The sequence below is a fragment of the Micromonospora endophytica genome, from assembly GCF_003236305.1.
In the GTDB taxonomy this organism is placed as follows: domain Bacteria; phylum Actinomycetota; class Actinomycetes; order Mycobacteriales; family Micromonosporaceae; genus Micromonospora; species Micromonospora endophytica.
The window spans coordinates 1-24,789 of sequence record NZ_POTX01000069.1; the positions used below are offsets into that span (position 1 = coordinate 1).

Annotated in this window: 23 protein-coding genes, 1 tRNA gene, 2 pseudogenes and 1 riboswitch; of the genes and pseudogenes, 17 read left to right on the plus strand and 9 right to left on the minus strand. The window is 69.7% G+C overall.

Going from position 1 to position 24,789, the window contains the following annotated elements:
* Both C1I93_RS12820 and C1I93_RS12825 read right to left on the minus strand, forming a co-directional pair.
* Positions 1-244: pseudogene (locus C1I93_RS12820) on the minus strand (hypothetical protein); the annotation flags it as partial.
* Positions 245-251: 7 nt separating this feature from the next.
* Positions 252-1,052: a DUF881 domain-containing protein gene (locus C1I93_RS12825; RefSeq protein WP_111243491.1), complete on the minus strand. Its 801-nt coding sequence runs from the start codon at positions 1,050-1,052 to the stop codon at positions 252-254.
* Positions 1,053-1,277: 225 nt separating this feature from the next.
* Here C1I93_RS12825 and C1I93_RS12830 point away from each other — a divergent pair, with 225 nt between their 5' ends.
* The 4 genes from C1I93_RS12830 to C1I93_RS12845 all read left to right on the plus strand — a co-directional run bounded on the left by C1I93_RS12830 (position 1,278) and on the right by C1I93_RS12845 (position 6,679).
* Positions 1,278-1,541 (plus strand): cell division protein CrgA, encoded by a 264-nt coding sequence (locus C1I93_RS12830; protein ID WP_111243492.1) that lies wholly within the window; start codon positions 1,278-1,280, stop codon positions 1,539-1,541.
* Positions 1,542-1,846: 305 nt separating this feature from the next.
* Complete coding sequence (locus C1I93_RS12835; RefSeq protein WP_111243509.1) at positions 1,847-4,042, plus strand: (Fe-S)-binding protein; 2,196 nt, start codon at positions 1,847-1,849, stop codon at positions 4,040-4,042.
* A 252-nt stretch (positions 4,043-4,294) separates the two neighbouring features.
* Positions 4,295-5,308 (plus strand): C40 family peptidase, encoded by a 1,014-nt coding sequence (locus C1I93_RS12840; protein ID WP_223256311.1) that lies wholly within the window; start codon positions 4,295-4,297, stop codon positions 5,306-5,308.
* A gap of 187 nt (positions 5,309-5,495) precedes the next feature.
* Positions 5,496-5,629, plus strand: a riboswitch (cyclic di-AMP (ydaO/yuaA leader).
* A 54-nt stretch (positions 5,630-5,683) separates the two neighbouring features.
* Entirely contained in the window at positions 5,684-6,679 is a 996-nt protein-coding gene (locus tag C1I93_RS12845; protein ID WP_223256310.1) for an NlpC/P60 family protein, read from the plus strand.
* Positions 6,680-6,782: 103 nt separating this feature from the next.
* Here the strand turns inward: C1I93_RS12845 and dcd are convergent, their stop codons facing one another.
* Positions 6,783-7,361, minus strand: a complete 579-nt coding sequence (dcd, locus tag C1I93_RS12850) for a dCTP deaminase (RefSeq protein WP_013730777.1) — start codon at positions 7,359-7,361, stop codon at positions 6,783-6,785.
* A 79-nt stretch (positions 7,362-7,440) separates the two neighbouring features.
* On the opposite strand from dcd, the gene C1I93_RS12855 reads away from it, so the two are divergent.
* The gene (locus tag C1I93_RS12855) at positions 7,441-7,977 is read left to right on the plus strand and encodes a pyridoxamine 5'-phosphate oxidase family protein (protein WP_111243495.1); all 537 of its coding nucleotides are present in this window, start codon (positions 7,441-7,443) and stop codon (positions 7,975-7,977) included.
* Between the two features lie 70 nt (positions 7,978-8,047).
* On the opposite strand, the gene C1I93_RS12860 is transcribed toward C1I93_RS12855, so the two are convergent.
* Positions 8,048-9,061 (minus strand): zinc metalloprotease, encoded by a 1,014-nt coding sequence (locus C1I93_RS12860; RefSeq protein WP_111243496.1) that lies wholly within the window; start codon positions 9,059-9,061, stop codon positions 8,048-8,050.
* Between the two features lie 203 nt (positions 9,062-9,264).
* Here C1I93_RS12860 and C1I93_RS12865 point away from each other — a divergent pair.
* From C1I93_RS12865 to C1I93_RS12875, 3 genes are all read left to right on the plus strand, one after another.
* A tRNA-Gly gene (locus tag C1I93_RS12865) sits at positions 9,265-9,338 on the plus strand.
* Between the two features lie 121 nt (positions 9,339-9,459).
* Entirely contained in the window at positions 9,460-9,780 is a 321-nt protein-coding gene (cutA, locus tag C1I93_RS12870) for a divalent-cation tolerance protein CutA (protein WP_111243497.1), read from the plus strand.
* Positions 9,781-9,830: 50 nt separating this feature from the next.
* Positions 9,831-10,709 carry an LLM class flavin-dependent oxidoreductase gene (locus C1I93_RS12875; protein WP_111243498.1) on the plus strand — a complete coding sequence of 293 codons (879 nt, stop codon included), beginning with the start codon at positions 9,831-9,833 and terminating at the stop codon, positions 10,707-10,709.
* Positions 10,710-10,713: 4 nt separating this feature from the next.
* Here the strand turns inward: C1I93_RS12875 and C1I93_RS12880 are convergent, their stop codons facing one another.
* Entirely contained in the window at positions 10,714-11,103 is a 390-nt protein-coding gene (locus C1I93_RS12880; RefSeq protein WP_111243510.1) for an ASCH domain-containing protein, read from the minus strand.
* A gap of 98 nt (positions 11,104-11,201) precedes the next feature.
* Here C1I93_RS12880 and C1I93_RS12885 point away from each other — a divergent pair, with 98 nt between their 5' ends.
* On the plus strand, positions 11,202-11,717 hold the full coding sequence (locus tag C1I93_RS12885) for an alpha/beta fold hydrolase (RefSeq protein WP_111243511.1): 516 nt from the start codon (positions 11,202-11,204) through the stop codon (positions 11,715-11,717).
* 213 nt (positions 11,718-11,930) lie between these two features.
* Here the strand turns inward: C1I93_RS12885 and C1I93_RS12890 are convergent, their stop codons facing one another.
* Positions 11,931-12,479 (minus strand): phosphoribosyltransferase family protein, encoded by a 549-nt coding sequence (locus C1I93_RS12890; protein ID WP_111243512.1) that lies wholly within the window; start codon positions 12,477-12,479, stop codon positions 11,931-11,933.
* A 197-nt stretch (positions 12,480-12,676) separates the two neighbouring features.
* Between C1I93_RS12890 and C1I93_RS12895 the strand changes: the two genes are divergently transcribed.
* From C1I93_RS12895 to glxA, 4 genes are all read left to right on the plus strand, one after another.
* Entirely contained in the window at positions 12,677-13,333 is a 657-nt protein-coding gene (locus C1I93_RS12895) for a septal ring lytic transglycosylase RlpA family protein (RefSeq protein WP_111243499.1), read from the plus strand.
* A gap of 100 nt (positions 13,334-13,433) precedes the next feature.
* A complete protein-coding gene (locus tag C1I93_RS12900; protein ID WP_111243500.1) occupies positions 13,434-14,561 on the plus strand; it encodes a PP2C family protein-serine/threonine phosphatase in 1,128 nt (375 codons plus the stop codon).
* 184 nt (positions 14,562-14,745) lie between these two features.
* A complete protein-coding gene (locus C1I93_RS12905) occupies positions 14,746-16,602 on the plus strand; it encodes an acyl-CoA dehydrogenase (RefSeq protein WP_111243501.1) in 1,857 nt (618 codons plus the stop codon).
* A 185-nt stretch (positions 16,603-16,787) separates the two neighbouring features.
* On the plus strand, positions 16,788-18,788 hold the full coding sequence (gene glxA / locus C1I93_RS12910) for a radical copper oxidase GlxA (protein WP_223256309.1): 2,001 nt from the start codon (positions 16,788-16,790) through the stop codon (positions 18,786-18,788).
* A gap of 36 nt (positions 18,789-18,824) precedes the next feature.
* Here the strand turns inward: glxA and C1I93_RS12915 are convergent, their stop codons facing one another.
* Entirely contained in the window at positions 18,825-19,868 is a 1,044-nt protein-coding gene (locus C1I93_RS12915; RefSeq protein WP_223256308.1) for a glycoside hydrolase family 6 protein, read from the minus strand.
* Between the two features lie 178 nt (positions 19,869-20,046).
* Between C1I93_RS12915 and C1I93_RS12920 the strand changes: the two genes are divergently transcribed.
* On the plus strand, positions 20,047-22,041 hold the full coding sequence (locus tag C1I93_RS12920) for a glycosyltransferase family 2 protein (protein ID WP_223256307.1): 1,995 nt from the start codon (positions 20,047-20,049) through the stop codon (positions 22,039-22,041).
* Between the two features lie 103 nt (positions 22,042-22,144).
* The gene (locus tag C1I93_RS12925; RefSeq protein ID WP_111243504.1) at positions 22,145-22,414 is read left to right on the plus strand and encodes a DUF6458 family protein; all 270 of its coding nucleotides are present in this window, start codon (positions 22,145-22,147) and stop codon (positions 22,412-22,414) included.
* Here C1I93_RS12925 and C1I93_RS12930 read toward each other — a convergent pair.
* On the minus strand, positions 22,411-22,950 hold the full coding sequence (locus C1I93_RS12930) for a SixA phosphatase family protein (protein WP_111243505.1): 540 nt from the start codon (positions 22,948-22,950) through the stop codon (positions 22,411-22,413). The two genes, C1I93_RS12925 and C1I93_RS12930, sit on opposite strands and share 4 nt — an antisense overlap.
* Positions 22,951-23,068: 118 nt before the next feature.
* Here C1I93_RS12930 and C1I93_RS12935 point away from each other — a divergent pair, with 118 nt between their 5' ends.
* Complete coding sequence (locus tag C1I93_RS12935) at positions 23,069-23,347, plus strand: DUF6458 family protein (protein WP_111243506.1); 279 nt, start codon at positions 23,069-23,071, stop codon at positions 23,345-23,347.
* 86 nt (positions 23,348-23,433) lie between these two features.
* Here the strand turns inward: C1I93_RS12935 and trhA are convergent, their stop codons facing one another.
* Positions 23,434-24,111, minus strand: a complete 678-nt coding sequence (gene trhA / locus C1I93_RS12940) for a PAQR family membrane homeostasis protein TrhA (RefSeq protein ID WP_111243507.1) — start codon at positions 24,109-24,111, stop codon at positions 23,434-23,436.
* Between the two features lie 107 nt (positions 24,112-24,218).
* Here trhA and C1I93_RS12945 point away from each other — a divergent pair.
* Positions 24,219-24,746, plus strand: a pseudogene (locus tag C1I93_RS12945) (carboxyltransferase domain-containing protein); the annotation flags it as partial.
* Positions 24,747-24,789: the final 43 nt, after the last annotated feature.

A 24,789-nucleotide genomic window follows, 5' to 3' on the forward strand; every position in this document is an offset into this window, starting at 1 on the left:
CCCAGGTGGCGGGGGCGGCGGTGGCGGCCGGCTCCTGGCGCGCTCCGGCGTGCCACTCGCCGAGGTCCACCGGCCGGCGCGTCTCGGAGACCGCCGCGCCGGGGCGGCCCGCCGGACGCAGCGCCGTCGAATCCGGCCAGGGCAGGGTCGGACGGGACGGGGGCTCCGGTCGCTCGACCTTGGGGATGAAGGCGGTGGAATCGTCGGTCTGATCGTGATGCCGGCCGTCGGGTTGCTGGCTCATTCCGGCCTCACTTTGACACCGTCGCCGAACGCAGGGTGGTGGAATCCTCGAAGGCGGGCACGGTGACCGTCGAGGCCGTCTCGGAGTAACCGAGCTGGTAGTTGTCGACCGCGTCCCTGAACCACCGGACTCCCTCAGAAGCGGCGAGGGCCTGCCGGAGAGCGGCGGGGTCGCCAATTGCTACGATCTTGAAAGGCGGGGAATACACCCGACCGTGCAGCAGCAGGGTGTTACCCACGCAGCGTACCGCGCTGGTTGTCAGGACGCGCACGTCCATGATTGACATGGCTTCCGCGCCGCCGGCCCAGAGCGCGTTCACCACCGCTTGCACGTCGCCCTGGTGCACGACCAGGTCGTCGTTCTCGACCCCCTCGGGCAGGTTGTCGAGCTGCGGCGCGTCGTTGAGCTCCACCGTCAGCCCGGGGCCGGTGAGAGCGACGAAGCCGGCGGCACCGAGACTCGCGGCGGCGCGCTCCTGCTGCTCCCTGATCGGGCCGTCCGAGTCCGCCAGATCGGTCGTACGGCTCTCGACCTCCCGGCGTAGCCTCGCGGCCCGTTCCTCGTTGGTGGCCACCTGAGCCCGCCGGTCCTCGATGAGCTCGGTGAGCTGTGGACGTCGATCCTCGCGAAGGGCGGTGCCACCGGCGGTGGTGGCGGTGGTGGTGAAGAGCAGGCCCGCGGCGGCGGCGATCAACGGCACGCCGATCGACCAACCCGGTCGGCGCTGCCGTGGCCGGCGAGGCAGCAACCCGGCGACGAGTCGCCGCAGGGCCTTCTGCCACGAGGCTGCGCCGGACGTGTACTCCACGGACCGTTCCCCCTGTCCTCACAGCTACCGCGCCCGCGCGATCTTGGACTCCATCGACAGCTGTCCGGCAGCTTTCTCCGGGCTGACCGGCACCCGTCTGGCCCCATTCGTGGATTGGACGAGCCTTCCGGACTACGCTAGCTCTCGAACATTATTGGCCATGGACCGTCGCCCTCGCGCCCGGTTGTCAGGCCGGACGAGGTCGTAACCCCTCTGGAGAGCGTCGTGCCCAAGTCTCAGGTCCGCAAGAAGAAGGTGTACACCCCGCCGACGGACGTCCGCCCGACGACGACAGCGGCGACGCGCAAGCCCAGCCCGCTCTGGCTGCCGGTCTCCGCGGTGTCGCTCATCGTGTTCGGCATCGGCTGGTTGGTGGTCTACTACCTCTCCGAGCAGGAGTACCCGGTCGCCGAGCTGGGCTACTGGAACCTCGCGGTGGGCTTCGGCGCCATGGTCGGCTCCCTGATCCTGCTCTCCCGCTGGCGCTGATTCACGGGCCAGGGCCATCCTGGTCACCGTAGCGCCGTCACCGGGCCGCCACCCTGCCACCACCAGCGCCGGGGCCGATCCGGCAACTGTCGTGCGGGCCGCCTAAGGTGGGCGCAGGGCATCGTGGCCCCGGGTGCGAGAAGTCTCACGTTACTGCTGGGTAACTTTCCGCGTAGGCTGCACCGCATGACCGAGCGAAGCGAGGTCATCGACCGGTCCGGTTGACGGTGCGGTGGTGTCGGCCGATCGTGCCCGACCCGGTCGCCATGCCCGCCCGACAGGCAGCAGACCGGGAGGCCAACTCGATGGGCAGCGTCCAGATCGTCACCACGATCCTCGCGGCCGCCATCACCGCCGTGGCGGTGTGGCTTGCGGTGCGCGCGGTCATGAAGATGGTGGCTGTGATCCGGCTGGGTCAGCCCGACCCGTCCCGGTTCGGCGACCCCACCAGCCGTACGAAGACCATGCTCGCGGAGACCGCCGGGCACACCCGGATGCTCCGTTGGAGCGTGGTGGGCGCCGCGCACTGGTTCGTGATGGTCGGCTTCATCGTGCTGTCACTGCTGGTGCTCGAGGCGTACTTCGAGGTGGTCTCGTCGACCGGCGGACTGCCGCTGATCGGCGGCTGGACGCTCTACGGCCTGGTCACCGAGTGGATCGGCATGCTGGGCATCGTCGGGATCGCGGTGTTGATCGCGATCCGGTTGATCAACCGGCCGAATCGAGCCGGCCGCCGGTCGCGGTTCACCGGTTCGACCATGTGGCAGGGCTACTTCGTCGAGGCGATCGTGCTGGCCGTCCTGATCATGGGCTTCCTGATCCGGGGCTTCAAGGTCGCTACCGACCACTTCGAGTACCCGACCTGGGCCACCCCGCTCAGTCACGCGGTCGGCTCGGTGCTGCCGGACTGGGAGTCCGGCGTCAGCATCGCCGCCCTGATCAAGATCGCCATTTCGATGACCTGGCTCATCGTGATCTCGCTGAACGTGACGATGGGTGTCGCCTGGCACCGATTCCTCGCCTTCCCCAACATCTACTTCAAGCGGAAGCCGGGTGCGGCCGGCTCCGGCCTCGGTGCACTGCGGCCGATGATGAGCGACGGCAAGCCGCTGGACTTCGAGGAGGCCGACCCGGAGAAAGACCAGTTCGGTGTGGCGCAGGTCGAGCAGTTCACCTGGAAGGGCCTGCTGGACTTCAGCACCTGCACCGAGTGCGGCAGGTGCCAGTCGCAGTGCCCGGCCTGGAACACCGGCAAGCCGCTGTCGCCGAAGCTGCTGGTGCTCAGCCTGCGCGACCACGCGTACGCCAAGGCGCCCTACCTGCTGGCCGGCGGCGGCAAGGATCTGACCGGTGAGGAGAAGGCGACCGCCGCGCAGCTTGCCCACGTCGACGTGCTGGCGCTCGCCGAGGCGGAGAAGCCTCTGATCGGTGACGCCGAGGCGGGCGGTGTGATCGACCCCGACGTGCTCTGGTCGTGCACCACCTGCGGTGCCTGCGTCGAGCAGTGCCCGGTGGACATCGAGCACGTCGACCACATCGTGGACATGCGCCGCTACCAGGTGCTGATCGAGTCGAGCTTCCCGTCGGAGGCCGGCGTGATGCTGCGCAACCTGGAGAACAAGGGCAACCCCTGGGGTGCGCCGCAGAACACCCGGGAGGACTGGACCAAGGGCCTCGATTTCGAGGTGCCCCGGGTCGGCGAGGTCGACGACTTCGAGTACCTCTTCTGGGTCGGCTGCGCCGGAGCGTTCGAGGACCGGGCCAAGAAGACCACCCGCGCGGTCGCCACCCTGCTGAACGAGGCCGGCGTCTCCTTCGCCATCCTCGGCGAGGGCGAGACCTGCTCGGGCGACCCGGCCCGCCGGATCGGCAACGAGTTCGTCTTCCAGATGCTCGCCCAGCAGAACGTGGAGACGCTCAACGAGGCGTTCGAGGGCCGCGACAAGGCCAAGCGGAAGATCGTCGCGACCTGTCCGCACTGCTTCAACACCCTGGGCAACGAGTACGGCCAACTCGGCGGCGAGTTCGAGGTGGTGCACCACACCCAGTTGCTGGCACACCTGGTGGCCACCGGCAAACTGACCCCGGTGCAACCGGTCGACGGTGGGGTCACCTACCACGACCCGTGCTACCTCGGTCGCCACAACCGGGTCTTCAGCCCGCCCCGCGAGGTGCTGGGCAGTGCGCTGGGCGACGGCGAGATCACCGAGATGCCGCGTAACAGCGAACGCTCCTTCTGCTGCGGTGCCGGTGGGGCCCGCATGTGGATGGAGGAGCGCATCGGCAAGCGGATCAACGTGGACCGGGTCGAGGAGGCCATGTCCACCGGGGCGAGGACGGTGGCGGTGGGCTGCCCGTTCTGTTCCACGATGCTCAGTGACGGGGTGAATGGCAAGGGTGCCGGTGAGCAGGTCGAGGTGATCGACGTGGCGAGCGTCCTGCTTCGTTCGGTCAAGCCCGAGCAGTCCCCGACCGCCACCGCAGAGCCGGTCAGCGGCTGATCTCACGGCCCGTACGCGGGGTGCGGCGGTACCTTCACCGGTGCCGCGGCACCCCGTTTTACAAATTGGCGCAGATAACTGTCAGAATCGCCGACACCCTTTGTATTCAACCGGTTGCGCAAACGTGAATGGGCCGTTGGTCGCCTTGATTCCGCCCTCAGCCTTCCCTAATGTGGGGCACCGACCGCCGTAGGTCGTCTGTCCCGCCCTTGCCGCTCGCGGGACGCCCGGTGGTCGGTTGCAAAGGAGTCGGTGCCGGTGGCAACCATGCCCCTTCATCGTCGCGCGTCCGGACGATTCCCTCGTACCGGTGGCCTGCACAAGGCCGCCCGCCGGCTGGTCGTCCTGGTCGCCGCCGCCGCGGTCGGCGCTGGCCTGCTCGCGGCCCCCGCGTACGCCGAGCCCTCGGTCGAGCAGATCGAGGCCGAGATCGACAAGCAGTGGCAGCGGCTGGAGCCCACCATCGAGCAGTACAACAAGGTGCGCTCCCAGCTGAAGGTCAACCGCGAGAAGTCGAAGGAACTCCAGAAGAAGATCCAGCCGCTGGCTCTGGAGACCGAGCTGGCGATGAACCGGGTCGGCGACATGGCCTCCCGGTACTACATCACCGGTCCGTCCCAGGAACTCGGTGCGGTGCTGCTCAACGCCAAGCCGGACACGCTCGGCGAGCAGATGGCCTTCCTCAACCGGCTGGCGGCTGCGGAACGCCGGGAGCTGGACGGCGTCATGAAGATCAAGAAGAAGTACGACGACCAGAAGGCCAAGCTCGACGCGCTGATCTCCGACCAGGAGGCGAAGGAGAAGCAGCTCGCGGCGAAGAAGAAGCAGATCGACGCCGACATCAAGCGGCTGGAGCGCTCGCTGCCGGTGACCACGGTCAAGACGACCAACTGCCCGACCATCAACGGCGTGGTCAGTGCCGCCGCCCGGACCGCCATCAGGGTGGCCTGCGAGCAGGTCGGCAAGCCGTACGTCTGGGGCGCCACCGGGCCGAACGCGTTCGACTGCTCCGGCCTGACCCAGTACGCCTACAAGGCCGCCGGTATCTACCTGACCCACTTCACCGGTGCTCAGTGGAACGAAGGCAAGGTCGTCTCGCGGGCCGACGCGCGCCCCGGCGACCTGGTCTTCTTCCGTAGCGACGTGAGTCACGTCGGCCTCTATCTGGGCAACAACCAGATGGTGCACGCGGCCAGGGCGGGCGTGCCGGTGAACGTGTCACCGATCACGACGATGCCGATCGCCGGCTTCCGCCGCCCCGGCTGACCGGTGCGCGGCTGAGCGGTAACGCAGGAACGAACGAAGGCCCCGGGTCAAGCGACCCGGGGCCTTCCTCATTGTCGGATTTATGCACCGTGAGTGACGGCGCGGATGTGTTGCGTATCGACGCGTATCGTCCCTACGCTGGGCAATCGCCGGCCGGCCCACAGCTCCGCCCAACCTGGGCGGTAACGGTCCGGCACCGCCGAGTCGCTGTCCGAGCGAGCCGGGGACCCAGGTACCCGGGGTGAGTCCGCGATGCGCGGTAGGGCGCCCCTTCCCGCCCGAACCCGTCAGCTAACCCGGTAGGCGGTATGGGACGAAGGAGTACGCAGCCCGGTGGCACACCATGCCCCGCGGCCACCGTCAGCACGGCCGGCGATGCCCGGTCCGACGACGGCTGCGCCGCGTTTCCGCTGGTACCGCTGCACCACCACACTCGCCGCCCTGACCGCGACCGCCGTCATCCTGACCGGCGGCGCGACGGTGGCGTACGCCGACCCCAGGGTCGCCGACATCGAGCGCCAGATCGACGAGGACTGGAACCGGCTCGAACCCGTCATCGAACGGCACAACGCCACCCGGCAGGACCTGGCCGCCAAACGGCGTCAGGCCGACGCCCTGGCCGACCGGATCGCACCACTGCAACGTGAGGTGGACGAGGCTATGCAGCGCGTCGGCGTGCTGGCCGCCCGGGCCTACAAGGGCGGCACGGTCCGGGTGGTCAACGCACTGCTGGCCAGCAGGTCGGCAGGTGAGGTGGTCGAGCAGGCCGAACTGCTCGACCGCTACGCCCAGTTCCAGCAGCAGGACGTACGCCAGGCGCGCGAGCTGCGTGACGAACTCGCCGCCACCAAGGGCGCGCTGGACCGCAACATCGTCCAGTTGGCGCGAACCGAGGCCGAACTCGCCGAGAAGCGGCGGCAGATCGACGCCGAGATCGACAAGTTGCAGCGGTTGCGGTTGCGGGCGTACGGGAAGGGGGGCGGTGGTCCGCTGCGACCGGCACCCTGCCCGGCCGGCTACCCGGGTGGGGCGGCCGGGAAGGCGGTCACCTTTGCCTGCGCCCAGATCGGGAAGCCGTACTCGTGGGGTGCCGAAGGACCGAACGCGTACGACTGCTCCGGGCTGACGCTTGCGGCATGGGCGCGGGGCGGCGTGCGGCTGCCGCACAACGCGGCGCGGCAGCGCCAGGTCACCAAGTCGGTCAGCCGGGGCGCGTTGCGCCCTGGTGACCTCGTCTTCTACTACCGCGACCTGCACCATGTCGGCATCTACGTCGGCGACGGCTGGGTGGTGCACGCCTCCCGCGCGGGCCAGCCGGTGCAGATGCGACCGATTGACGTCAGCCCGATCCACAGCTTCGGCCGGGTGTAAGGAGGGGCCCCCTGCTAACGCCTGGTGTATAGCAGGGGACCCCTTTTAACGCGTACACCGGCAGGGCCCGCACCCACGACGGTGCGGGCCCTGCCGGCGGACGTCAGCGGGTCGGCCAGGTGCGCCAGTTCTGCCAGGCGCGGCTCGGCGTCGGGCCGCGCTGCCCCTGGTAGCGCGAGCCGTAGACGGCCGAGCCGTACGGGTGCTCGGCCGGGGACGAGAGCCGGAAGATGCAGAGCTGACCGATCTTCATGCCCGGCCAGAGCGTGATCGGCAGGTTGGCCACGTTGGACAGCTCAAGCGTCACGTGGCCGGAGAAGCCCGGGTCGATGAAGCCGGCGGTGGAGTGGGTGAGCAGGCCGAGGCGGCCCAGGCTCGACTTGCCTTCGAGCCGGCCCGCGAGCTGGTCGCCGAGGGAGATGACCTCCAGCGTGGAGGCGAGCACGAACTCGCCCGGATGCAGCACGAAGGGCTCGCCGTCGGGCACCTCGACCGGCGAGGTCAGGTCGTCCTGCCGGGTCGCCGGGTCGATGTGGGTGTAGAGATGGTTGTTGAAGACCCGGAACAGCTTGTCCAGGCGTACGTCGATGCTGGACGGTTGCACCAGGGTGGGCTCGAACGGCTCCAGCGCCAGGGTGCCCGCCTTGATCTCGGAGACCAGGTCGCGGTCGGAGAGCAGCATCGGCACACCATATCTGCCGGTACGGGTGACCTGCGTGTCGGACTACCTGGTTCGAACGTGTGTTCGATAAGATGTCGGCATGGCTTCCTGGTCCGAATTCGCCGCTGACGAGCCTCGACTCGCCGACGGGATCCGCCTTCTCATGCAGCAGTACGGCCCGGGCTTCGGCTACCTGGCCACGGTCCGCGCCGACGGTGGGCCCCGGGTGCATCCGGTCGCCCCGGTGATCACCGATGACGGTCTCTTCTGCTTCGTGATCGACTCGCCGAAGCGGCGCGACCTGGAGCGCGACGGGCGTTATGCGCTGCATTCGTTCCCGCCCGAGGAGAGCGACGACGAGGCGTACGTCGCCGGTCGGGCCCGGCCGGTCACCGACGATGCGACGGTGGCCCGACTGGCCCTCGCGGCACGGGCCGCGCCGCACGCCGACTGGCGGCTCTTCGAGTTCTCCGTCGACGTGGCGATGCTCGCCCGCCACGAGCACGCTAACGCCCTGGGCGGCCTGGTGGGGCGCCCGGCCGTCCAGGTCTGGCTCGACCCGGCCGGTGCCGCTCCGGAGGCCAGCCGCCCCGCGCCGGCACCGACCCACGCCGGCCGCCACGTCCGCGCCGCCTGAGCCGCCTCGCGCCGATGCCGGCCCCCTCGTCCCGGGACCGGCATCGGCGTACGTGTCTGACCGGCAGGCGTTACGCGCGGTACGTGTTCCAAGCGTTGATCATCCGAGTCGCCTGACCCGGCGTGAACTGGTACATGCAGGAGTCGTACGAGTAGTCCATGAAGTTGGTGATCGGGTCCAGGCCGGGGGCCGGGCAGGTGTCCCGACCGGTCGGGCAGCCGCTGGCAAAGGATGCCTCCGCCGGAGTGTCCGCGACCTGGTCGCCCTGACCCGAGCAGCCACCCTGGAAGGTGTGGTAGAGGTTCAGCCAGTGGCCGACCTCGTGCGTGCCGGTGTCGCCCTGGTTGTAGTTGGTCGCGGTGCCGCCCGGCAGCGACTCGCTGAGCACCACCACGCCGTCCATCACGTTGAGCGTGGTCTGTGGGAACGTCGCCCAGCCGAGCAGGTCGTTGCTCAACGCGCCGAGATAGATGTTGAGCGTGGCCTTCGTACCCTGCCGCAACTGGGTCTTCATCTGCCGCTCGGCGGTCGTGCCCTGCCGGATCGGGTACCACGCCGAGTTGGTGACCCGGTTGATGCTCTGAAGCTGGAACGCGAAGGCCGTGCTGGCTCCGCCGGTGGCACCGCTGAACGCCTGGTTCAGCACGCTGATCTGCGAGTTGATCATCGAGTCGGGGATGTTGCCGCCGGCCCGGGTCGAGTCCCGCTGAATCACGTGGACCACCACCGGAATGGTGACCGAAGCCGCCGCGGCCTGGGCGCTGAGCGTACGCTGCCCGACCCGCTTGGCCCGCTCCTGCAACAGATCGGCGAACTCCGACTCCCGCTGCTGGAGTTGGGCCATCGTCAGCTCGTTCGGGTCATGCTTGGCTTCACCGCCCCGGGCCCGGGCGAGGGCGTCCGAGCCGTCTTCACAGACCTCGTCGGCATGCACGTCGGCTGCCGTCGCACTGCCGGTCGTCGGGCTCGCCGTCGTGGCAGCGGCTGGCAGCAGGCCGACCGAGGCCACGCCGAGCACCAGAGCCAACGACGTCGATGTGATGCCGGCCATCCGCCGGCGCAGCAGGACGGGACGTAGTCCCATGGGCCCACCTCTTTCTGGCGACGCGACCGGGGGTTTGTGTCGCGTCGTGCGGGAAACGTGGGGCAGACGTTACAACTGATCGACAGATTTGAGAACGGCTATCTGTTGCGTCCGTGAAACTTCTTCCCGGTCACTGTGCAGCGGGCCGGCTGCCCGGCCCTGGGTGCGCTGAGGTGGGCGGCTCAGGTAGAGTGATCCCGCTTGCGGGTGTAGTTCAATGGCAGAACATCAGCTTCCCAAGCTGACAGTGCGGGTTCGATTCCCGTCACCCGCTCCACACGAAGGCCCTGCCCAGGACGCAAGTCCCGGTCAGGGCCTTCGATGTTGAAAATCTTGGTGCGAACCGGCCCCTCCAGGGGCACTTTCGCACCAAGACCTACACGTTGAGGGGGTGCGGGGTGGCCGACGTGGTTGAGGTGATCATTACTGGGCCGGATGCTGAGTGGCTTGCCGGGTTCACACGCCGCCTGGTCGACGAGAGGTTGGCCGCCTGCGGACACCAGCTCGCCCCGATCCGCTCCATCTACCGCTGGCAGGGCAGTGTCCACGACGAACCGGAGGCCCGGGTGGCGCTGCACACCCGGGCGAGCCTGGTCGAGCGCATCACGGCACGCGCCAACGAGGAGCATCCGTACGAGGTGCCCTGCGTCATCGCCCTGCCGGTGCTGAGCGGCAACCCCGCGTACCTGCAATGGGTCGCGGACGAGACCACCGCGTAGGCCCGCGCTGCCGGCGGCGCGGCGGCGCGGCCCGCCGTACGCTGGCGCTCATGCGGATAGGCATCGTGATTCTGCCCGATCAGCGTTGGTCGGTGGCTCAGCACCGCTGGCGGCAGGCCGACGAGTGGGGCTTCGACCACGCCTGGACGTACGACCATCTGGGCTGGCGTGATCTGGTGGACGGCCCGTGGTTCGACTCCATGACCACCCTGACCGCCGCTGCTTCCGTGACCTCCCGGATCCGGCTCGGCACGCTCGTGGCGTCGCCGAACTTCCGGCATCCGGCCGCCTACGCCCGGCAGGTGACCGCGCTTGACGACATCTCCGGCGGACGGGTGCTGCTCGGGCTAGGCGCCGGCGGCATCGGGTTCGACTCGGCCGTGCTCGGCGGTGAGACACTGCCGCCGCGACAGCGGGTGGACCGCTTCGCCGAGTTCGCCGAACTGCTCGATGCGATCCTGCGACACGACGGGACCACCTGGCGGGGCGACTGGTTCGCGGCGGTGGACGCGCGCAACAACCCGGGCTGTGTGCAGGAGCCTCGGGTGCCGTTCGTGATGGCCGCCAACGGTCCGCGCTCGCTCCGGCTGGCCGTCCGGTTCGGGCAGGGGTGGGTGACCTACGGTGCTGGTGGCGACGATCTGGAGGGCTGGTGGGCCGGGATCGCCGAGCTGGTGGACCGGCTCGACTCGACGCTCGCCGCCGAGGGGCGCGATCCGGCAACCCTGGACCGCTACCTTTCGTTGGACGGCGCACCCGTCTTCTCGCTCAGCAGCGCCCAGTTCTTCGCCGACCAGGTGGGCCGCGCGGCGAAGCTGGGCTTCACCGACGTGATCACCCACTGGCCCCGGGAGAGCAGCTGGTACGCCGGTGACGAGGCGGTGCTGGTGGACGTCGCCACCCGGCTGCTGCCCGATCTGCGCGGCTGAGCCCTCAGACCAGTCGGAAGCGGATGCAGACGACCTCGGTGTCGTCGGTGACCGGGGTGCCGACGCGAGCCCAGTAGGCGGCGTGCCCGGCCCGCCACTCCTCGATCGAACGGTCACCCTCACCCTCGGCGCGGGCGAACTCCCAGGGGACCTCGGCGAAGCGGGTCACCTTGACCCCGGTCACCTCCACGACGCCCAGCTGAGCGTCGTGGTCGTCGACGAGGGCCAGCCGTTCGCCGACGTGCTCCAGCTGTTCGGCCTCTTCGGCGTACTCGTCGAGCAGGCCCGCGGTCGCGGTCTTGGCCCCCGACAGCACCAGGGCGTTGAGCCTCGCCCGCAGCTCACCGGGGGTGCCGAGGGCGAGCGCGCGTAGTCCGCCAATCCGTGGCCACATCGGGTCCGACATTACCGGCCATTGCTGGCGGCGTTTCGCTGGTCCCTGCTGCCGTCGGCAGGGCGGTACGGTCGATGCCCGACAAGGAGGAGACGTACATGGCGGACCGACGTGCGGTGCTGATCCCGGGAGGCGGTTACGACACCCGGTACCCCCTCTTCGTCTACCTCGGTGAGGCGCTGCGCCGGGCCGGTTTCCGGCTGCACGGCATCTCCTGGCAGGTGCCGGAGAACTTCAGCCTGGACACCGGCGGCACGTGGGTGTGCGACCAGGTCGACGCGACCCTGACCGAACGCACCGACCTGCTTGTCGGCAAGTCCCTCGGCAGCCTGGCGGCACCGCTCGCGGCCGACCGGGGCCTGGCGGCTGTCTGGCTCACCCCGCTGCTGCACCAGCGTGAGGTGGTCGAAGCGCTGCGCCGAGCCACCGCTCCCTTCGTGCTCGTCGGGGGGACCGCCGACCGGTCCTGGGACGGTGCGGTTGCCCGGCAGCTCACGCGGTACGTGCTGGAGATCCCCGAGGCGGACCACGCACTCATGGTGCCTGGGCCGCTGGCCCGTTCCGCCGAGGCGCTCGGCCGGGTCTGTACGGCGGTCGAGAGCTTCGTCCGCTGAGTCCTCACCGCCATCGCCCTCCGCACGACGGTGCTGCCCGCCGCACGGCGTCGTTCGCCGCACGGCGTCGTTCGCCGCACGGCGTCGTTCGCCGCACGGCGTCGTTCGCCGCACGGCGTCGCCCGCCGCACGGCGTCGTTCGCCGCGCGAGGGTGGCGTTTGTTAATAGGGGGCCCTTCCTATACACGAGGCGTTAATAGGGGACCCCTCCTTTCATCCAAGTTGGGTGGTGTGGAGGAGGGCGTGGATGCGTAGGGCGGTGGCGGTGGCGGGTGGGCAGTCGGTGACGATGGTGGAGGTGCCGACTGGTTCGGCGCCTCTGGCCGCGCAGATGTCGTAGAGGGCGCGTACCTGGGCGGCGGTGGCCACCCAGTCGTCCACCACCAGCACCCGGTCGCCGGGGCCGAGGTGCCGGTCCCGGACGGCCAGGTCGACCCGGCGGCCACGGAAGTCGGGTGGGCTCTGCGCCCAGGTCAGTGGGCCGGCGGGGAGTCGACCGTCGCCGGCTTTGTGTGCCGCGACGAAACCCACGCCGAGCGCGGTGGCGGCCAGCGGTCCGAGCAGGAAGCCGGTGACGGCGGGGGCGACGACGACGGTGGGCTGGGCCGAGCGGTACGGGGCGACCAGCGCGGGGCCCAGCGCGGCGAGTGTCATCGGGTCCCGCCACCAGCCGGAGATGTCGCTGACCAGGTGACTCGCGCCAGGACCGGGATCGACCCAGCGGAACAGCTCGATGAGGCGTGCCCTCAATTCGACGGCCATGGCACCCATCCTGCTCTGGCTGCCTGCGCGCCACCGCACCGGCTGGTCACGGGGCCGGGTGGCCTACGGCAGATCGGATGATCGGCTGCACGTATCGCCGCAATTAAGGGCATACCATCATGATCACGTTGACTTCCGAAGTGCTTCTCTCGTTATGGTCCGACCCGATTTGATCCATGAAGGAAAGGACCGGGCCGGTGACTGGCAGACACTTCCGTACCCGCAGGATCACCTCGCCGACTGGTCTAGTGGCCAGCGCCGCGGTGGCCGTCGCCCTCGCCGTCGGTGGCACCGTCGGTGCCGTACACCTGACCGCAGGCGGGGAGTCCGAGCGGACGCCCGCCGTGGACCTCGCGCCGAGCGTTGATCCGGCGACCCCGAGCGGCAGCGCGTCGCCCAGCGGCAGCGCCTCGTCCAGCCCGAGTGCCAGCGCGTCGCCGAGCCCGAGCGCCAGTGCCAGCGCGAGCCCGACGCCGACGCGGAGCGCGAAGGCGCCGTCGCGCAGCAAGCCGCGTACGGCCAGCCCGTCGCCGACGCCCAGCGCGAAGAAGACGACGGCGCGCCCGGTGGTCGACACCGGTTCCTGCGGCGCGTCCTTCTACTGGGAGGGGCAGCTGACCGCGAACGGCGAGACGTTCAACCCCGAGGAGATGACGGCCGCGCACAAGACGCTGCCCTTCAACACCAAGGTGCGGGTGACCAACCCGGCCAACGGCAAATCGGTCACCGTACGGATCAACGACCGGGGACCGTTCATCGAGGGGCGTTGTCTGGACCTGTCCCGGGCGGCGTTCGCCAAGATCGCCTCGCTCGACCTCGGACACATAAACGTCCAGTACGAGGTGCTCGGTTGAGCCGTTCACGAGTGGCGTTCGGGTTCTGCGCGCGATCCTCGCGGGCAGAACCGTCTCCTCCGACGGGTCAGGGTCATTCTTTCCATCCCAACTATCGGGCATGCTGTCGGATGTACGCACGCAACTCCTCGAGCCGGGCCGTGGCCCGCTGAGTCCCGGATCCCGCGCCGGCCTCGGCGCGGCCCTCGTCCTGCTCGCGATCGTCTCGGCGATGGAGTGGCTGGACGGCCGGTCGGCGAACTACATCGCGCTGATGGTGGCCGCGCCGTTCCTGGCCGCGGCGTTGGCGTCGTGGCGGATCGTGCTCGGGGTCGGCACCGCCGCGTCCCTCCTCGGCGCGACCTTCGCGCTGGCCGAGCGGCCGGTCTCGCTCTCCGCCGCGATCGCCGTGGCCGGCATCGCGCTGGGCAGCGGCATCGCGGCGGCGGTGGCCGCGGTACGCGAGCGGCAGGCCGAACAGATCGCCGAGCTGTCGAAGCTCGCAACTGTCGCGCAGCAGGCGGTGCTGCGCCCGCTCGGTCCCCGGGTGGGCACCCTCTCCGTCGCCGGGCGGTACATCTCCTCAACGGCCAAGGCGGAGATCGGCGGTGACCTGTACGAGGCGATCGACACCCCGTACGGCGTACGCATGATCATCGGGGATGTGCGCGGCAAAGGGCTGGAGGCGGTCCGGCTGGCCAGCATCGTGCTGGGCTCGTACCGGCACGTGGCGTACGAACGGCCCGATCTGCGCGCCGTGGCGGCGGACCTGGACCGGGCGGTGGCCCGCGGCGTCGGCGACGAGGATTTCGTCACCGCGGCCCTCGTCGAGGAGCGCGGCGGCACCCTCACCATCGTCAACTGTGGACATCCCGCGCCGCTGCTGCTCCGCCGGGGTGCGGTGATCCCGTTGGAGCCGCCGGCGCCGGCGCCGCCGCTGGGGTTCATGCCTGTGGTCCTGCCCCGGGTGGAACGGTTGGAGCCGGGGGACCGGCTGCTGCTGTTCACCGACGGGCTCGGTGAGGCGCGTCGGGACGGCGAGTTCTTCCCCACCGCCGACCGAGCCTGGCGGCTGCTCGGGCACGGCACGGTCGCCGACGGCCTGGCCTCGCTGGAGACCGCCCTGGTCGAGTGGGTGCACGGCCGGCTCGACGACGACATCGCGCTGGTCCTGATGGAGTACACCGGCTCGCCCAGCGGGGCGACCGCGGCGGTGCCGAGCTGGGAAGTCGGCGCGGCCGAGAGCTGACCGGGAGCGCGGTCGAAGGCTGACCGGGAACGCGGTCGAAGGTTGGTCGGGAGCGCGGCTGAGGGCTGGCCGGGAACTGTGTAATCGCCGTCACTTCCGCAGCCGGGCTTGTCGCTGCCTACTTGCGAGTAATACAGTCTGGGTTACTGATCGGTAACACCTGTCCGGAAGCGGGGCCAGCGACATGACCCACTACAAGAGCAATCTTCGGGACCTCGAATTCAACCTGTTCGAGGTGTTCGGAGCGGACCGGGCGTTCGGCCAGGAGCCGTACTCCGAGCTCGACGTCGACACCGCGCGGAGCTTCCTCGCCGAGATGGACCGCCTGGCCCGCGAGGACCTGGCCGCCAGCTACACCGACAGCGACCGCAACCCGCCGGTCTTCGACCCGGCCACGCACACCGCGCCACTGCCGGAGTCGTTCAAGAAGTCGTACCGGGCCTTCATGGAGTCCGAGTTCTGGCGCCTCGACCTTCCCCCGGCGCTGGGCGGCACCAACGCGCCGCGGGCGCTCTGGTGGGCCATGGCCGAGCTGGTGCTCGGCTCGAACGCCCCGGTCTGGATGTACGCCTCCGGTCCGTCCTTCGCGCACGTGCTGCACGTCGAGGGCACCGAGCGGCAGAAGAAGTGGGCCAATCTCTTCATCGACAAGGCGTGGGGCTCGACCATGGTGCTCACCGAGCCGGACGCCGGTTCGGACGTCGGCGCCGGCCGGGCCAGAGCGATTCCACAGCCGGACGGCTCGTGGCACATCGAGGGCGTCAAGCGCTTCATCACCTCCGGTGAGCACGACCTGAGCGACAACATCGTCCACTACGTGCTGGCCCGTCCGGTGGGCGTGGAGGGCGTCGGTGGCCCCGGCACCAAGGGCCTGTCGCTGTTCGTCGTGCCGAAGTACCACTTCGACGAAGAAACCGGTGAGCTGGGCGAGCGCAACGGCGTGTACGCCACGAACGTCGAGCACAAGATGGGCCTGAAGGTCTCCAACACCTGCGAGTTGACCTTCGGTGAGCACGGCGTACCGGCCAAGGGCTGGCTGATGGGCGACAAGCACGACGGCATCCGGCAGATGTTCATGATCATCGAGTACGCCCGGATGCTCGTCGGCACCAAGGCGATCGCCACCCTCTCCACCGGCTACCTGAACGCCCTGGAGTACGCCAAGAACCGGGTGCAGGGCGCCGATCTGATCCAGGCGACGGACAAGACCGCACCCCGGGTCACCATCACCCACCACCCCGACGTGCGGCGCTCGCTGCTGCTGCAGAAGTCGTACGCCGAGGGGCTGCGGGCCCTGGTCTGCTACACCGCCTCCTGGCAGGACCAGGTCGCCATCGCCGAGGCGGCCGGCGACGAGCCGGCCACCAAGCTGGCCAAGCGGGTGAACGACCTGCTGCTGCCGCTGGTCAAGGGGGTCGGCTCGGAGCGGGCGTACGAACTGCTCGGGCACGAGGCGTTGCAGACCTTCGGCGGCTCCGGATTCCTCCAGGACTACCCGCTGGAGCAGTACGTCCGGGATGCCAAGATCGACACCCTGTACGAGGGCACCACGGCGATCCAGAGCCTCGACCTGATCTTCCGGAAGATCGTCCGGGACAACGGCAAGGCGCTGATGGCGGTGGCCGGCGAGATCCAGGAGTTCATCACCAGCGAGGGCGGCAACGGCCAGCTCAAGCAGGAGCGTCAGGCGCTCGGCAAGGCGCTCGCCGAGATCCAGACCATGCTCGGGGTGCTGACCGGCTGGCTGGGCGAGGCGCAGGCTGGCGACTCGCGCGCCCTCTACAAGGTCGGGCTGAGCAGCCGCCGGTTCCTGCTGGCGATCGGCGACCTGGTCGTCGGCTGGCTGTTGCAGCGTCAGGCCGACGTGGCGCTCAAGGCGCTGGCCGGCGAGGTCTCCGCCACCGACCGGGCGTTCTACACCGGCAAGCTGGCGGCGGCCCGGTTCTTCGCCCGTGAGGTGCTGCCCCGCCTCGGCGCTGACCGGCGGATCATCGAGGGTGCCGACCTGGACATCATGGACCTTCCGGAAGAGGCGTTCTGACCCTGGTGGGACCGACGGCGGTCGGCGGGCACCTCGTCCGCCGGCCGCCGGCGGGTGCGCGCACCCGGGGCGCGACCGACGCCACCGGGTGACCGGCTGGTCAGCCGGTGGTGGCTGCCCGGCGGGCGATCATCGGAGGCCGGGCCGATGCCGGCACAGGTGTCCGGGACGCTAGGGTGCACCGGGTGAAGTGGCCTACCGCTCAAACCCTGCGGCAACGGGTGATGCTCCCGGTGGTCGGCGTAACGATCCTGCTCACCGCCAACGTTCCGCCGCTGTACGAGTTCTCCAGCAACTGGATGCACGAGCGCAAGATCAGCAGCGTGGAGTACCAGCGCGAGCACGGCGCCTGGCAGATTCTCGAACTGCCGGAGGACCGGCGGGTCAACGCCATCCACGCGGCGCTGCTGCCGACCGGCAAGGTCCTGCTGATCGCCGGGTCGGGCAACGCCCGCGACCAGTTCGAGGCCGGCACCTTCCGCACCCTGCTGTTCGATCCGGCGACGAACGGCACCGAGGTGGTGCACACCCCGGTGGACCTGTTCTGCGCCGGCCACGCCTTCCTGCCCGACGGCAACCTGCTCGTCGCCGGTGGCACCCAGCGGTACGAGGTCCTCGAAGAGGACGTCGAGCGCGCCGGCGGCACCATGCTGGTCAAGAACGAGGCACCGGATGGCAAGCCGCGCACCTTCGTCAAGGGCACCGTCTTCGTCGCCCCCGACGGGCGGCGCTACACCGCCGGCCACGACTTCGTGGTCCCACCGGCCACCAAGACGGTCGAGCCGATCGAACCCGGGGACCCGGACTACGATCCGGCCCTCGCCCACGGCGGCAACCCGCCCGAGCGGGTCACCGTCACCGCCAGCGAGACCGCGATCTGGGTCGACGCGGCCGGCTTCGGCGACGAGTACGTCGTCGACAAGCAGACGCAGTACCGGGTGGACGCCCTGGTCGGTGCGGAGGCCGAGAACATCTACGGCATGACCATGGCCGACGCCATCACCATGGACAAGCAGGACTACCAGGGCCTGGAGCAGGCGTACGAGTTCAACCCGTGGACCGAGCGGTACGAGCGGGTCGCCGACATGGCCGAGAAGCGGTGGTACCCGACGCTCACCGCGCTGCCCGACGGTCGGGTGCTCACCGTCTCCGGTCTGGACGGCAGCGGCAAGATCCTCGACGGCTCGCAGAACGAGATCTACGATCCGGCCACCAAGAGCTGGACGCTGCGCCCCGACCTGAAGCGCTACTTCCCGACCTACCCCAGCCTGTTCCAGACGGCCAAGAACAACGTGCTCTTCTACAGCGGCTCCAACGCCGGCTACGGCCCCCAGGAGGCGGGCCGCGAACCCGGTTTCTGGAACCTGCGCGACAACTCGTTCACGCCGGTGGCCGGGCTGCGTGACACCGACCAGACGGAAACCAGCATGAGCGCCTGGATCGGCCCGGTCCAGGACCAGAAGATCATGGTGGTCGGCGGCGGGGGCGTCGGTGAGTCGGCGCTGTCCACCGAGCGGATCGACATCATCGACCTGGACAGCGCCGCGCCGCGCTTCACGCCCGGCCCGGACCTGCCGGAGGGCACCCGCTACCCCAACCTCGTGCAGTTGCCCGACGACACCACCCTGATCACCAACGGGTCCCGTGACTACCGGGGCCGCAGCGACAGCGACAACCACACCGCCCGGCTCTACCACCCGGATTCGAACACCCTCTCGGTCGCCGCCGACCCGCGCATCGGCCGCAACTACCACTCGGCGGCGCTGCTGCTGCCGGACGGGCGGGTGCTCACCGTCGGTTCCGACCCGCTGTTCCGCGACGCCAAGAACAGCATCACCGGCACCTTCGAGCAGCGGCTGGAGCTGTACTCACCGCCGTACCTGTTCCGCGGCGACCGGCCCGAGATCGGGACCGTGCCACAGGAGGTCAAGCGGGGCCAGAAGTTCACCGTCGCCAGCCCGGACGCGGCCCGGATCGACAAGATCCGGCTGATCCGGCCCGGCGCCGCCACCCACATGCTCAACAACGAGCAGCGCTCGGTGGCTGTCGAGTTCACCGCGACGGCGGGCGGGTTGAACCTGACCGTGCCGCGCAAGGCGGGCATCCTGCTCTCCGGGCCGTACCTGATGTTCGCCGTGGACACCGACGGGATCCCGTCGGTCGGCGTACCGATCATGGTGTCCTGACCGCCGGGCGCACCTGCGCGGTGCGTCCCGGCGGGCTCAGCCGCCGGCCAGTTGGAGGGCGTACTCGGTCCACCACTGGCCGGCGGGCGGCTCGCCGGGACGGCAGTCACCGTCGGACTCGCCCGGTCGCTTGATCCACAGCAGTGCGTCGACCCGGTCCAGGCCGGTCGAGGTGGTCGGCTCCGCGCCGAGCCGCCGGCCCGGCGGGTTGCACCAGGCCGGACCGCCGTCCACAGTCGTTCCCTTGGCCGGTCCGGCACCGTTGCGGCTGGTGTCGACGACAAATCGGGTACGCCCACCGAGCGCGTCGGACACCCGGCGGCCGTAGTCGACGTTCTCCGGCGTGGGAATGAAGTTGGAGACGTTCAGGGCGAAGCCGTCGGCCTGCTCGATCCCGGCCTGGCGCAGCACCCCGGCCAACCGGGACACGTCCCGGACCCAGCGAGGATGGCCGGCGTCCAGATAGACCTGGGCGGTGCCGCTCTGCTTGAGCACGGTGACCGCGTCGGCGAGCAGTGCGAGCCGTTCGCCGTCGCCGGCACAATCGTCCAGGCTGTGGGGCACCGCGTCCGGCTCGACGATCACCGTCACCGGTCGGCCGTCGATACCGGCGGCGAAGTTGCGGAGCCAGGCCCGGTAGTCCTCGCCGTCCGGCGCGCCACCGCCACTGAAGCTGCCACAGTCGCGGCCCGGGATGTGGTAGGCCACCAGCACCGGCATTCCGCCGGTCTCGGCGGCCCGGGTCAGCGTCGCGTCGACCGCCGCCGTCACCTCCGCGGTCGGGCTGGTGATCCAGACCGCCGTCGGCTGCTCGCTGATCCGCCGGATCTTCTCGGCCTCGGCCGTCCGTCCCGCCTGCTCCCAGGCGGTCACCTGCTCGGCCGCGGTGCCGGCCGGGTCGACGAAGAGCTTCGCGCCGGCCAGCGGCACCGGCGGGCCAGCCGATCGTTGCGGGTCCGCGCTGGCCACGACGCTCGGCTCAGGCGACGGTCGGGAGTCCGGGCGGCCACAACCGGCCGAAAGCAGCAGAGCTGCCACCGGTAGGGCCAGCACCGACCAGCGGGGCAGCTTAAACGACACCGTTCGTCCTCCGTCGCGGGCGTAAGGCATCGCCGAGACTAGCTCAAGCAGCCGATCCAGATGTGAAACGCCTTTGACGTACGATCGCGCGGAACCATCGACCCGACGGCGGCGGGTCGGCACAAAAGCGAACAGAATGGCAGGGCTGCAACCGGTGACCGATCCCCTGGAAATTCCGGTGTATGGGCGATCGTGGGCTCGTCTCGAAGCGTTCAGCAGGATCGCCGGGCCGCTGACCGAGCCACCGGCGGGCCAGCCCTACCGGGTCCGTTACCGCAGCATGCACCGGGTGCTGGGCAACCGGCGGCTGGTGACCGCGGTGGGTATCGCGCTGGCGAACATCTGCTTCGAGGTGATCTTCCTCATCTGGTTGCTGCGGCCCGAGCACATGGCCGACACGAACCCGGGGCCGGTCGCCGAGGTGGCCCGGGTCGCGAACATCTTCGTGATCTGCTCGATCCTCGTGGTCGAGGCGTTACGGCTGATCAACGTACTGTCACTCTCGCTGGCGTCGGTCATCGCCCGGGATCCGGTGCCGGTGACGCCACCACCTGGGCTGAGGGTCGCCTTCCTCACCACGATCGTGCCGAGCAAGGAGCCGATCGCGGTGGTCCGGGACACCCTGCGCGCGGCCAAGCGGATCCGCCACCGGGGTGTGTTCGACGTCTGGCTGCTCGACGAGGGCGACGACCCGGAGGTCAAGGCGGTCTGCGCGGCGCTGGGCGTGCGGCACTTCTCCCGCAAGGGTCTGGCGCACTACAACCAGCCACGTGGCGCGTTCCGGGCCAAGACCAAGCACGGCAACTACAACGCCTGGGTCGACGCGCACGGCAACGGGTACGACGTGTTCCTCTCGGTCGACCCCGACCACGTCCCGCTGGCCAACTTCGCCGAACGGATCCTCGGCTACTTCCGCGACCCGGACGTCGCGTACGTGGTCGGTCCACAGTGCTACAAGAACGGTGAGGCGTTCGTCACCCGCGCTGCCGAGTCGCAGCAGTTCCCGTTCCACAGCGTGATCCAGCGGGCCGCCAACCTGTACGGCACGTCGATGCTCGTCGGCACCAACAACGCGATCCGGATCAGCGCGCTGCGCGACATCGGCGGGCTCAGCGACTCGATCACCGAGGACATGGCGACGGGCCTGGCGGTGCACACCACCCGCAACCGGGCCACCGGTCGGCGGTGGAAGTCTGTCTACACCCCGGACGTGCTCTCCGCAGGTGAGGGCCCGTCCAGTTGGAGCGACTACTTCTCCCAGCAGCGACGCTGGTCCCGGGGCACCTTCGAGCTGCTCTTCGGCCGTTACTGGCTGCGCTTTCCCCGGCTGTCCGCCGGCGGCATGCTGCACTACACGCTGATCACCACCTTCTACCCGTCGATGGCGATCGGCTGGCTGCTCGGCATCGTCAACGCACTGCTGTTCCTGGCGCTCGGGGTCACCGGCATGACGATCTCCCCGCAGCTCTGGTTCGCCCTCTACACCGACGCCACCGCCTTCTCCCTCTGGCTCTACCTCTACAACCGGCGGTACAACGTCAGCCCGTACGAACCAGCCGGATCGCGCGGTCTGAAGGGCATGCTGATGTCGATCATCTCGGCGCCGATCTACGCCGGGCAGTTGATCAGCACGCTGCTGCGCCGGCCGGCCAAGTTCGTGGTCACCCCCAAGGGCGCCTCCAGCAGCAGCGACGGGCTCCGCACCTTCCGGGCCCACCTGGGCTGGCTGGTGGTGCTGGTCGCGGCGATCGCGGTGGCCTTCGTCCGCGACTACGCCAGCCCCGCAGCGCTGCTCTGGCCGGTCGTCGCCGTGCTGATCTGCCTGGCCCCGATCGTGCTGTGGCGACGGGACCTGGGCCGGACCGCCGCGAAACTTGCCGAACAGGCCGGGGCCATTCCGGAGGTACGCAGCCCGGACCGGGTCGGTGACATCACCATGGAGATCCCGCGGGTGCTGCGTGAGGCGCACGAAGCCACCCGTTCGACGCGGGAAGGACCGAGGGAGATCCCCGCCGCGCAGCCCGGCGACTGGTCCGGTCGGATCCCCACCCAGGCCCGTCCGCCCGCCGTCGAACGCGTTCCGAAGCAGGCAGTGGATCCGGACGCCACCGAACTGCTGCCCCGGGTGCCCGAGCGCGGGCAGCGCTCCGGGCGGTTTGGGCCGCCTGAATGATGTTCGCCGGCTGGCGGCGTGGGTAACCCGGGCGCGGACGGGTAACCGTCGCGGACCAGTCAGGTGTACGCCCAGAGCAACCGCACGGGGGAGTGCCGCGCACATGGGCATCGGTAGTGGAATCTTCCTGATCGCGATCGGCGCGATCCTGACCTTCGCCATCCGGGCCAACGTCTGGTGGGTGGATCTGCGCGCCGTCGGCTGGGTCTTCATCCTGGCCGGCCTCGCCGTCCTGCTCACCACGCTCTGGTACTGGCAGGACCGCCGCAAGCGGGCCCGAACCCTGATCGTGGAGGAGAACCGGCTCTCGCATCCGACGGCGATGATGCCGCCACCTCCCGACCCGCCGCCACCGACCGCGCCACCAAGCTAGCCGCGTGCGGTGTGCCGGTCGCTGATCGGGGCGGTGCGCGGGCCCAGGTCCAGCCACGGCCCCCTGAGCCGGTGCACGACCAGGTCGCAGGTGCGCAGCCCGTCCGGATCGCCACCTGTCGGGTCGAGCAGGTGGGACAGGAACGAGATGCCCGGATTGTGGGCGACCAGCAGGATCGTGCCCGCACCCGGGTCGACCCCACGCAGTAGCGCCAACAGTTCGTCCGGCTGCGCCTCGTACGCCTGCGGCTCATAGCGGACCACGGGCGCCGGACCGGCGGGGCCGCCCTCCGGCGGGGAACCGGTCAGGCCCGTCTGCACCTCGTGCCAGGTCTGGCGGGTGCGTACCGCCGCCGAGCAGAGCACCACGTCCGGCAACAGCCCGTGCCGGGCCAGCCAGCTGCCGGCCGCCCTGGCGTCGGCGCGGCCGTCGACGGTCAACTGGCGATCGATGTCGGGTCCGTCGCGGCCTGGCGGTTCGGCCTTGGCGTGCCGCAACAGCACGAGCGTCCCTTCGCTGACCTGCGCATCCGTCATGCGTCAAGCTTGCCTGATTGGCGATCTTTGTGCCCGGGTAGTTCCCTTGGTGCCGCAACCGTCATCCATGGCCGCGGCGAAGTGGACAGCCAGCTTCGATAGCCGAGGAGACGACGAGATGGGTATCGGTGGCAGTATCTTCCTGATCGCGGTTGGCGCGATCTTCGCTTTCGCCGTGCAGGCGGACGTCGGTTGGCTCAACCTGAACGTCGTCGGCTGGGTGCTGATGCTCGCCGGAGTCGCCGGCCTGCTCGTGACCCTCTACTTCTGGAACTCGCGTCGTCGCGCGGTCGTCGCCCCGGCCGAGCGGGTGGTCACCGAGCGTGCCGTGCCGGTCCAGAGCGATCGCGTGGTGCAGGAGTACCGCGAGGTGCGTCGGCCTGGTCCGACGGTCTGACTTTCTCCCCCCACCGGCGGCGGTGGGACAGCAGGGATCCCCGGCCCTGCTGTTCCACCGCCGCCTGCCCTTTCTTCGGGCGAAACCTATGCGAACAGCGCGAAGTAGATGGCGATGTGATGACAGATCGCCGCGACAAGTGTGCAGGCGTGGAAGAACTCGTGGTGGCCGAAGACGGTGGGCCAGGGGTTCGGCCGCCGCAGCGCGTAGAAGACCGCGCCCACCGTGTAGATGGCGCCACCCACGGCGAGCAGCACCAGCGCGGTGACTCCACCCTGATGCAGGATGTCGGGCAGGATCGCCACCGCCACCCAGCCGAGGGCCAGGTAGAGCGGCGCGGACACCCAACGTGAGACGTGTGGCCAGACCAGCTTGAGCGCCACCCCGGCCAGGGCCCCACCCCAGACCACGGTCAGCATCGTCACGGAAGCGCGGGTGTCCAACAGCAGCAGGCAGAACGGCGTGTACGTGCCGGCGATGAACAAAAAGATCATCGAGTGGTCCATCCGCCGCATGACCTGATAGCCACGTGTTGACCACACTCGACGGTGATAGAGCGCGCTGGTGCCGAAGAGACCGCAGACGGTCAAGCTGTAGACGGCGCAGCTGATCAGCGGAGTCCAGCCGGGTCGGGCGGCGGCGATCGCGCAGAGCACGATGCCGCAGACCAGGGCGACAAAGAAGGCGTACGTGTGCAGCCAGCCGCGCATCCGGGGTTTCCCGATGTCGACCGGCTTGAGCCGGGGGCGTGCTGAGGTGGTCACGGCCAATAGGCTACGACAGCGTAGGTTACTTTCTAGTAGTGCCAAAGGTCACGTCTTCCGACCGGCAGCTGACACGGCGGTGTCCCCCCGTCCGCAAGGATGGCGGAATGCGGATCAGACCGGTAGGCGTGGCAGCCCTGCTCCTCGATCTCACCGACTCGGCGTCCGGCGGAATCGGCCGGTCCGATCCGGCCCCGGCACCCGGCATCGACCTCCCGGCGCTGGTGGAGGCGTGGCGGGCCGAACTCTGGCGCCGTCGGGACCGGGGCGAACTGATCGCCACCGAGATCGTGCCGGCCGCCACCACCGTGCTGCTCGACGGCGTACCGGATCCGCTGGCCGCCGCCAGGCGGATCGCCGGCTGGACCCCACCGCCGCCCACCACCGCGACCGCCGACACCGACCCACTGAACGTGCCGGTGACGTACGACGGAGAGGACCTGCCCCGCGTCGCCGAACACTGGCACACCGACGTGCCGGGCGTCCTGCGCCGCCTCCGCCAGACCGAGTTCCGGGTGGCCTTCTGCGGCTTCGCGCCCGGCTTCGGCTACCTCACCGGGCTACCCGCCGAACTGGCCGTGCCCCGGCTGGCCACCCCCCGCCCCCGGGTGCCGGCCGGCTCCGTCGCGCTGGCCCTGTCTCTTATACACCTCTGACGCTGCCGACGATAAGGCCCCT

Coding starts and splice junctions, on each gene's coding strand:
- C1I93_RS12835 (WP_111243509.1), top strand. CDS start 1,847: ATGGGCAGCGTCCAGATCGTCACCACGATCCTCGCGGCCGCCATCACC.
- C1I93_RS12845 (WP_223256310.1), top strand. CDS start 5,684: ATGCCCGGTCCGACGACGGCTGCGCCGCGTTTCCGCTGGTACCGCTGC.
- dcd (WP_013730777.1), bottom strand. CDS start 7,361: ATGCTGCTCTCCGACCGCGACCTGGTCTCCGAGATCAAGGCGGGCACC.
- C1I93_RS12855 (WP_111243495.1), top strand. CDS start 7,441: ATGGCTTCCTGGTCCGAATTCGCCGCTGACGAGCCTCGACTCGCCGAC.
- C1I93_RS12860 (WP_111243496.1), bottom strand. CDS start 9,061: ATGGGACTACGTCCCGTCCTGCTGCGCCGGCGGATGGCCGGCATCACA.
- C1I93_RS12875 (WP_111243498.1), top strand. CDS start 9,831: ATGCGGATAGGCATCGTGATTCTGCCCGATCAGCGTTGGTCGGTGGCT.
- C1I93_RS12880 (WP_111243510.1), bottom strand. CDS start 11,103: ATGTGGCCACGGATTGGCGGACTACGCGCGCTCGCCCTCGGCACCCCC.
- C1I93_RS12885 (WP_111243511.1), top strand. CDS start 11,202: ATGGCGGACCGACGTGCGGTGCTGATCCCGGGAGGCGGTTACGACACC.
- C1I93_RS12890 (WP_111243512.1), bottom strand. CDS start 12,479: ATGGCCGTCGAATTGAGGGCACGCCTCATCGAGCTGTTCCGCTGGGTC.
- C1I93_RS12900 (WP_111243500.1), top strand. CDS start 13,434: ATGCTGTCGGATGTACGCACGCAACTCCTCGAGCCGGGCCGTGGCCCG.
- C1I93_RS12905 (WP_111243501.1), top strand. CDS start 14,746: ATGACCCACTACAAGAGCAATCTTCGGGACCTCGAATTCAACCTGTTC.
- C1I93_RS12925 (WP_111243504.1), top strand. CDS start 22,145: ATGGGCATCGGTAGTGGAATCTTCCTGATCGCGATCGGCGCGATCCTG.
- C1I93_RS12930 (WP_111243505.1), bottom strand. CDS start 22,950: ATGACGGATGCGCAGGTCAGCGAAGGGACGCTCGTGCTGTTGCGGCAC.
- C1I93_RS12935 (WP_111243506.1), top strand. CDS start 23,069: ATGGGTATCGGTGGCAGTATCTTCCTGATCGCGGTTGGCGCGATCTTC.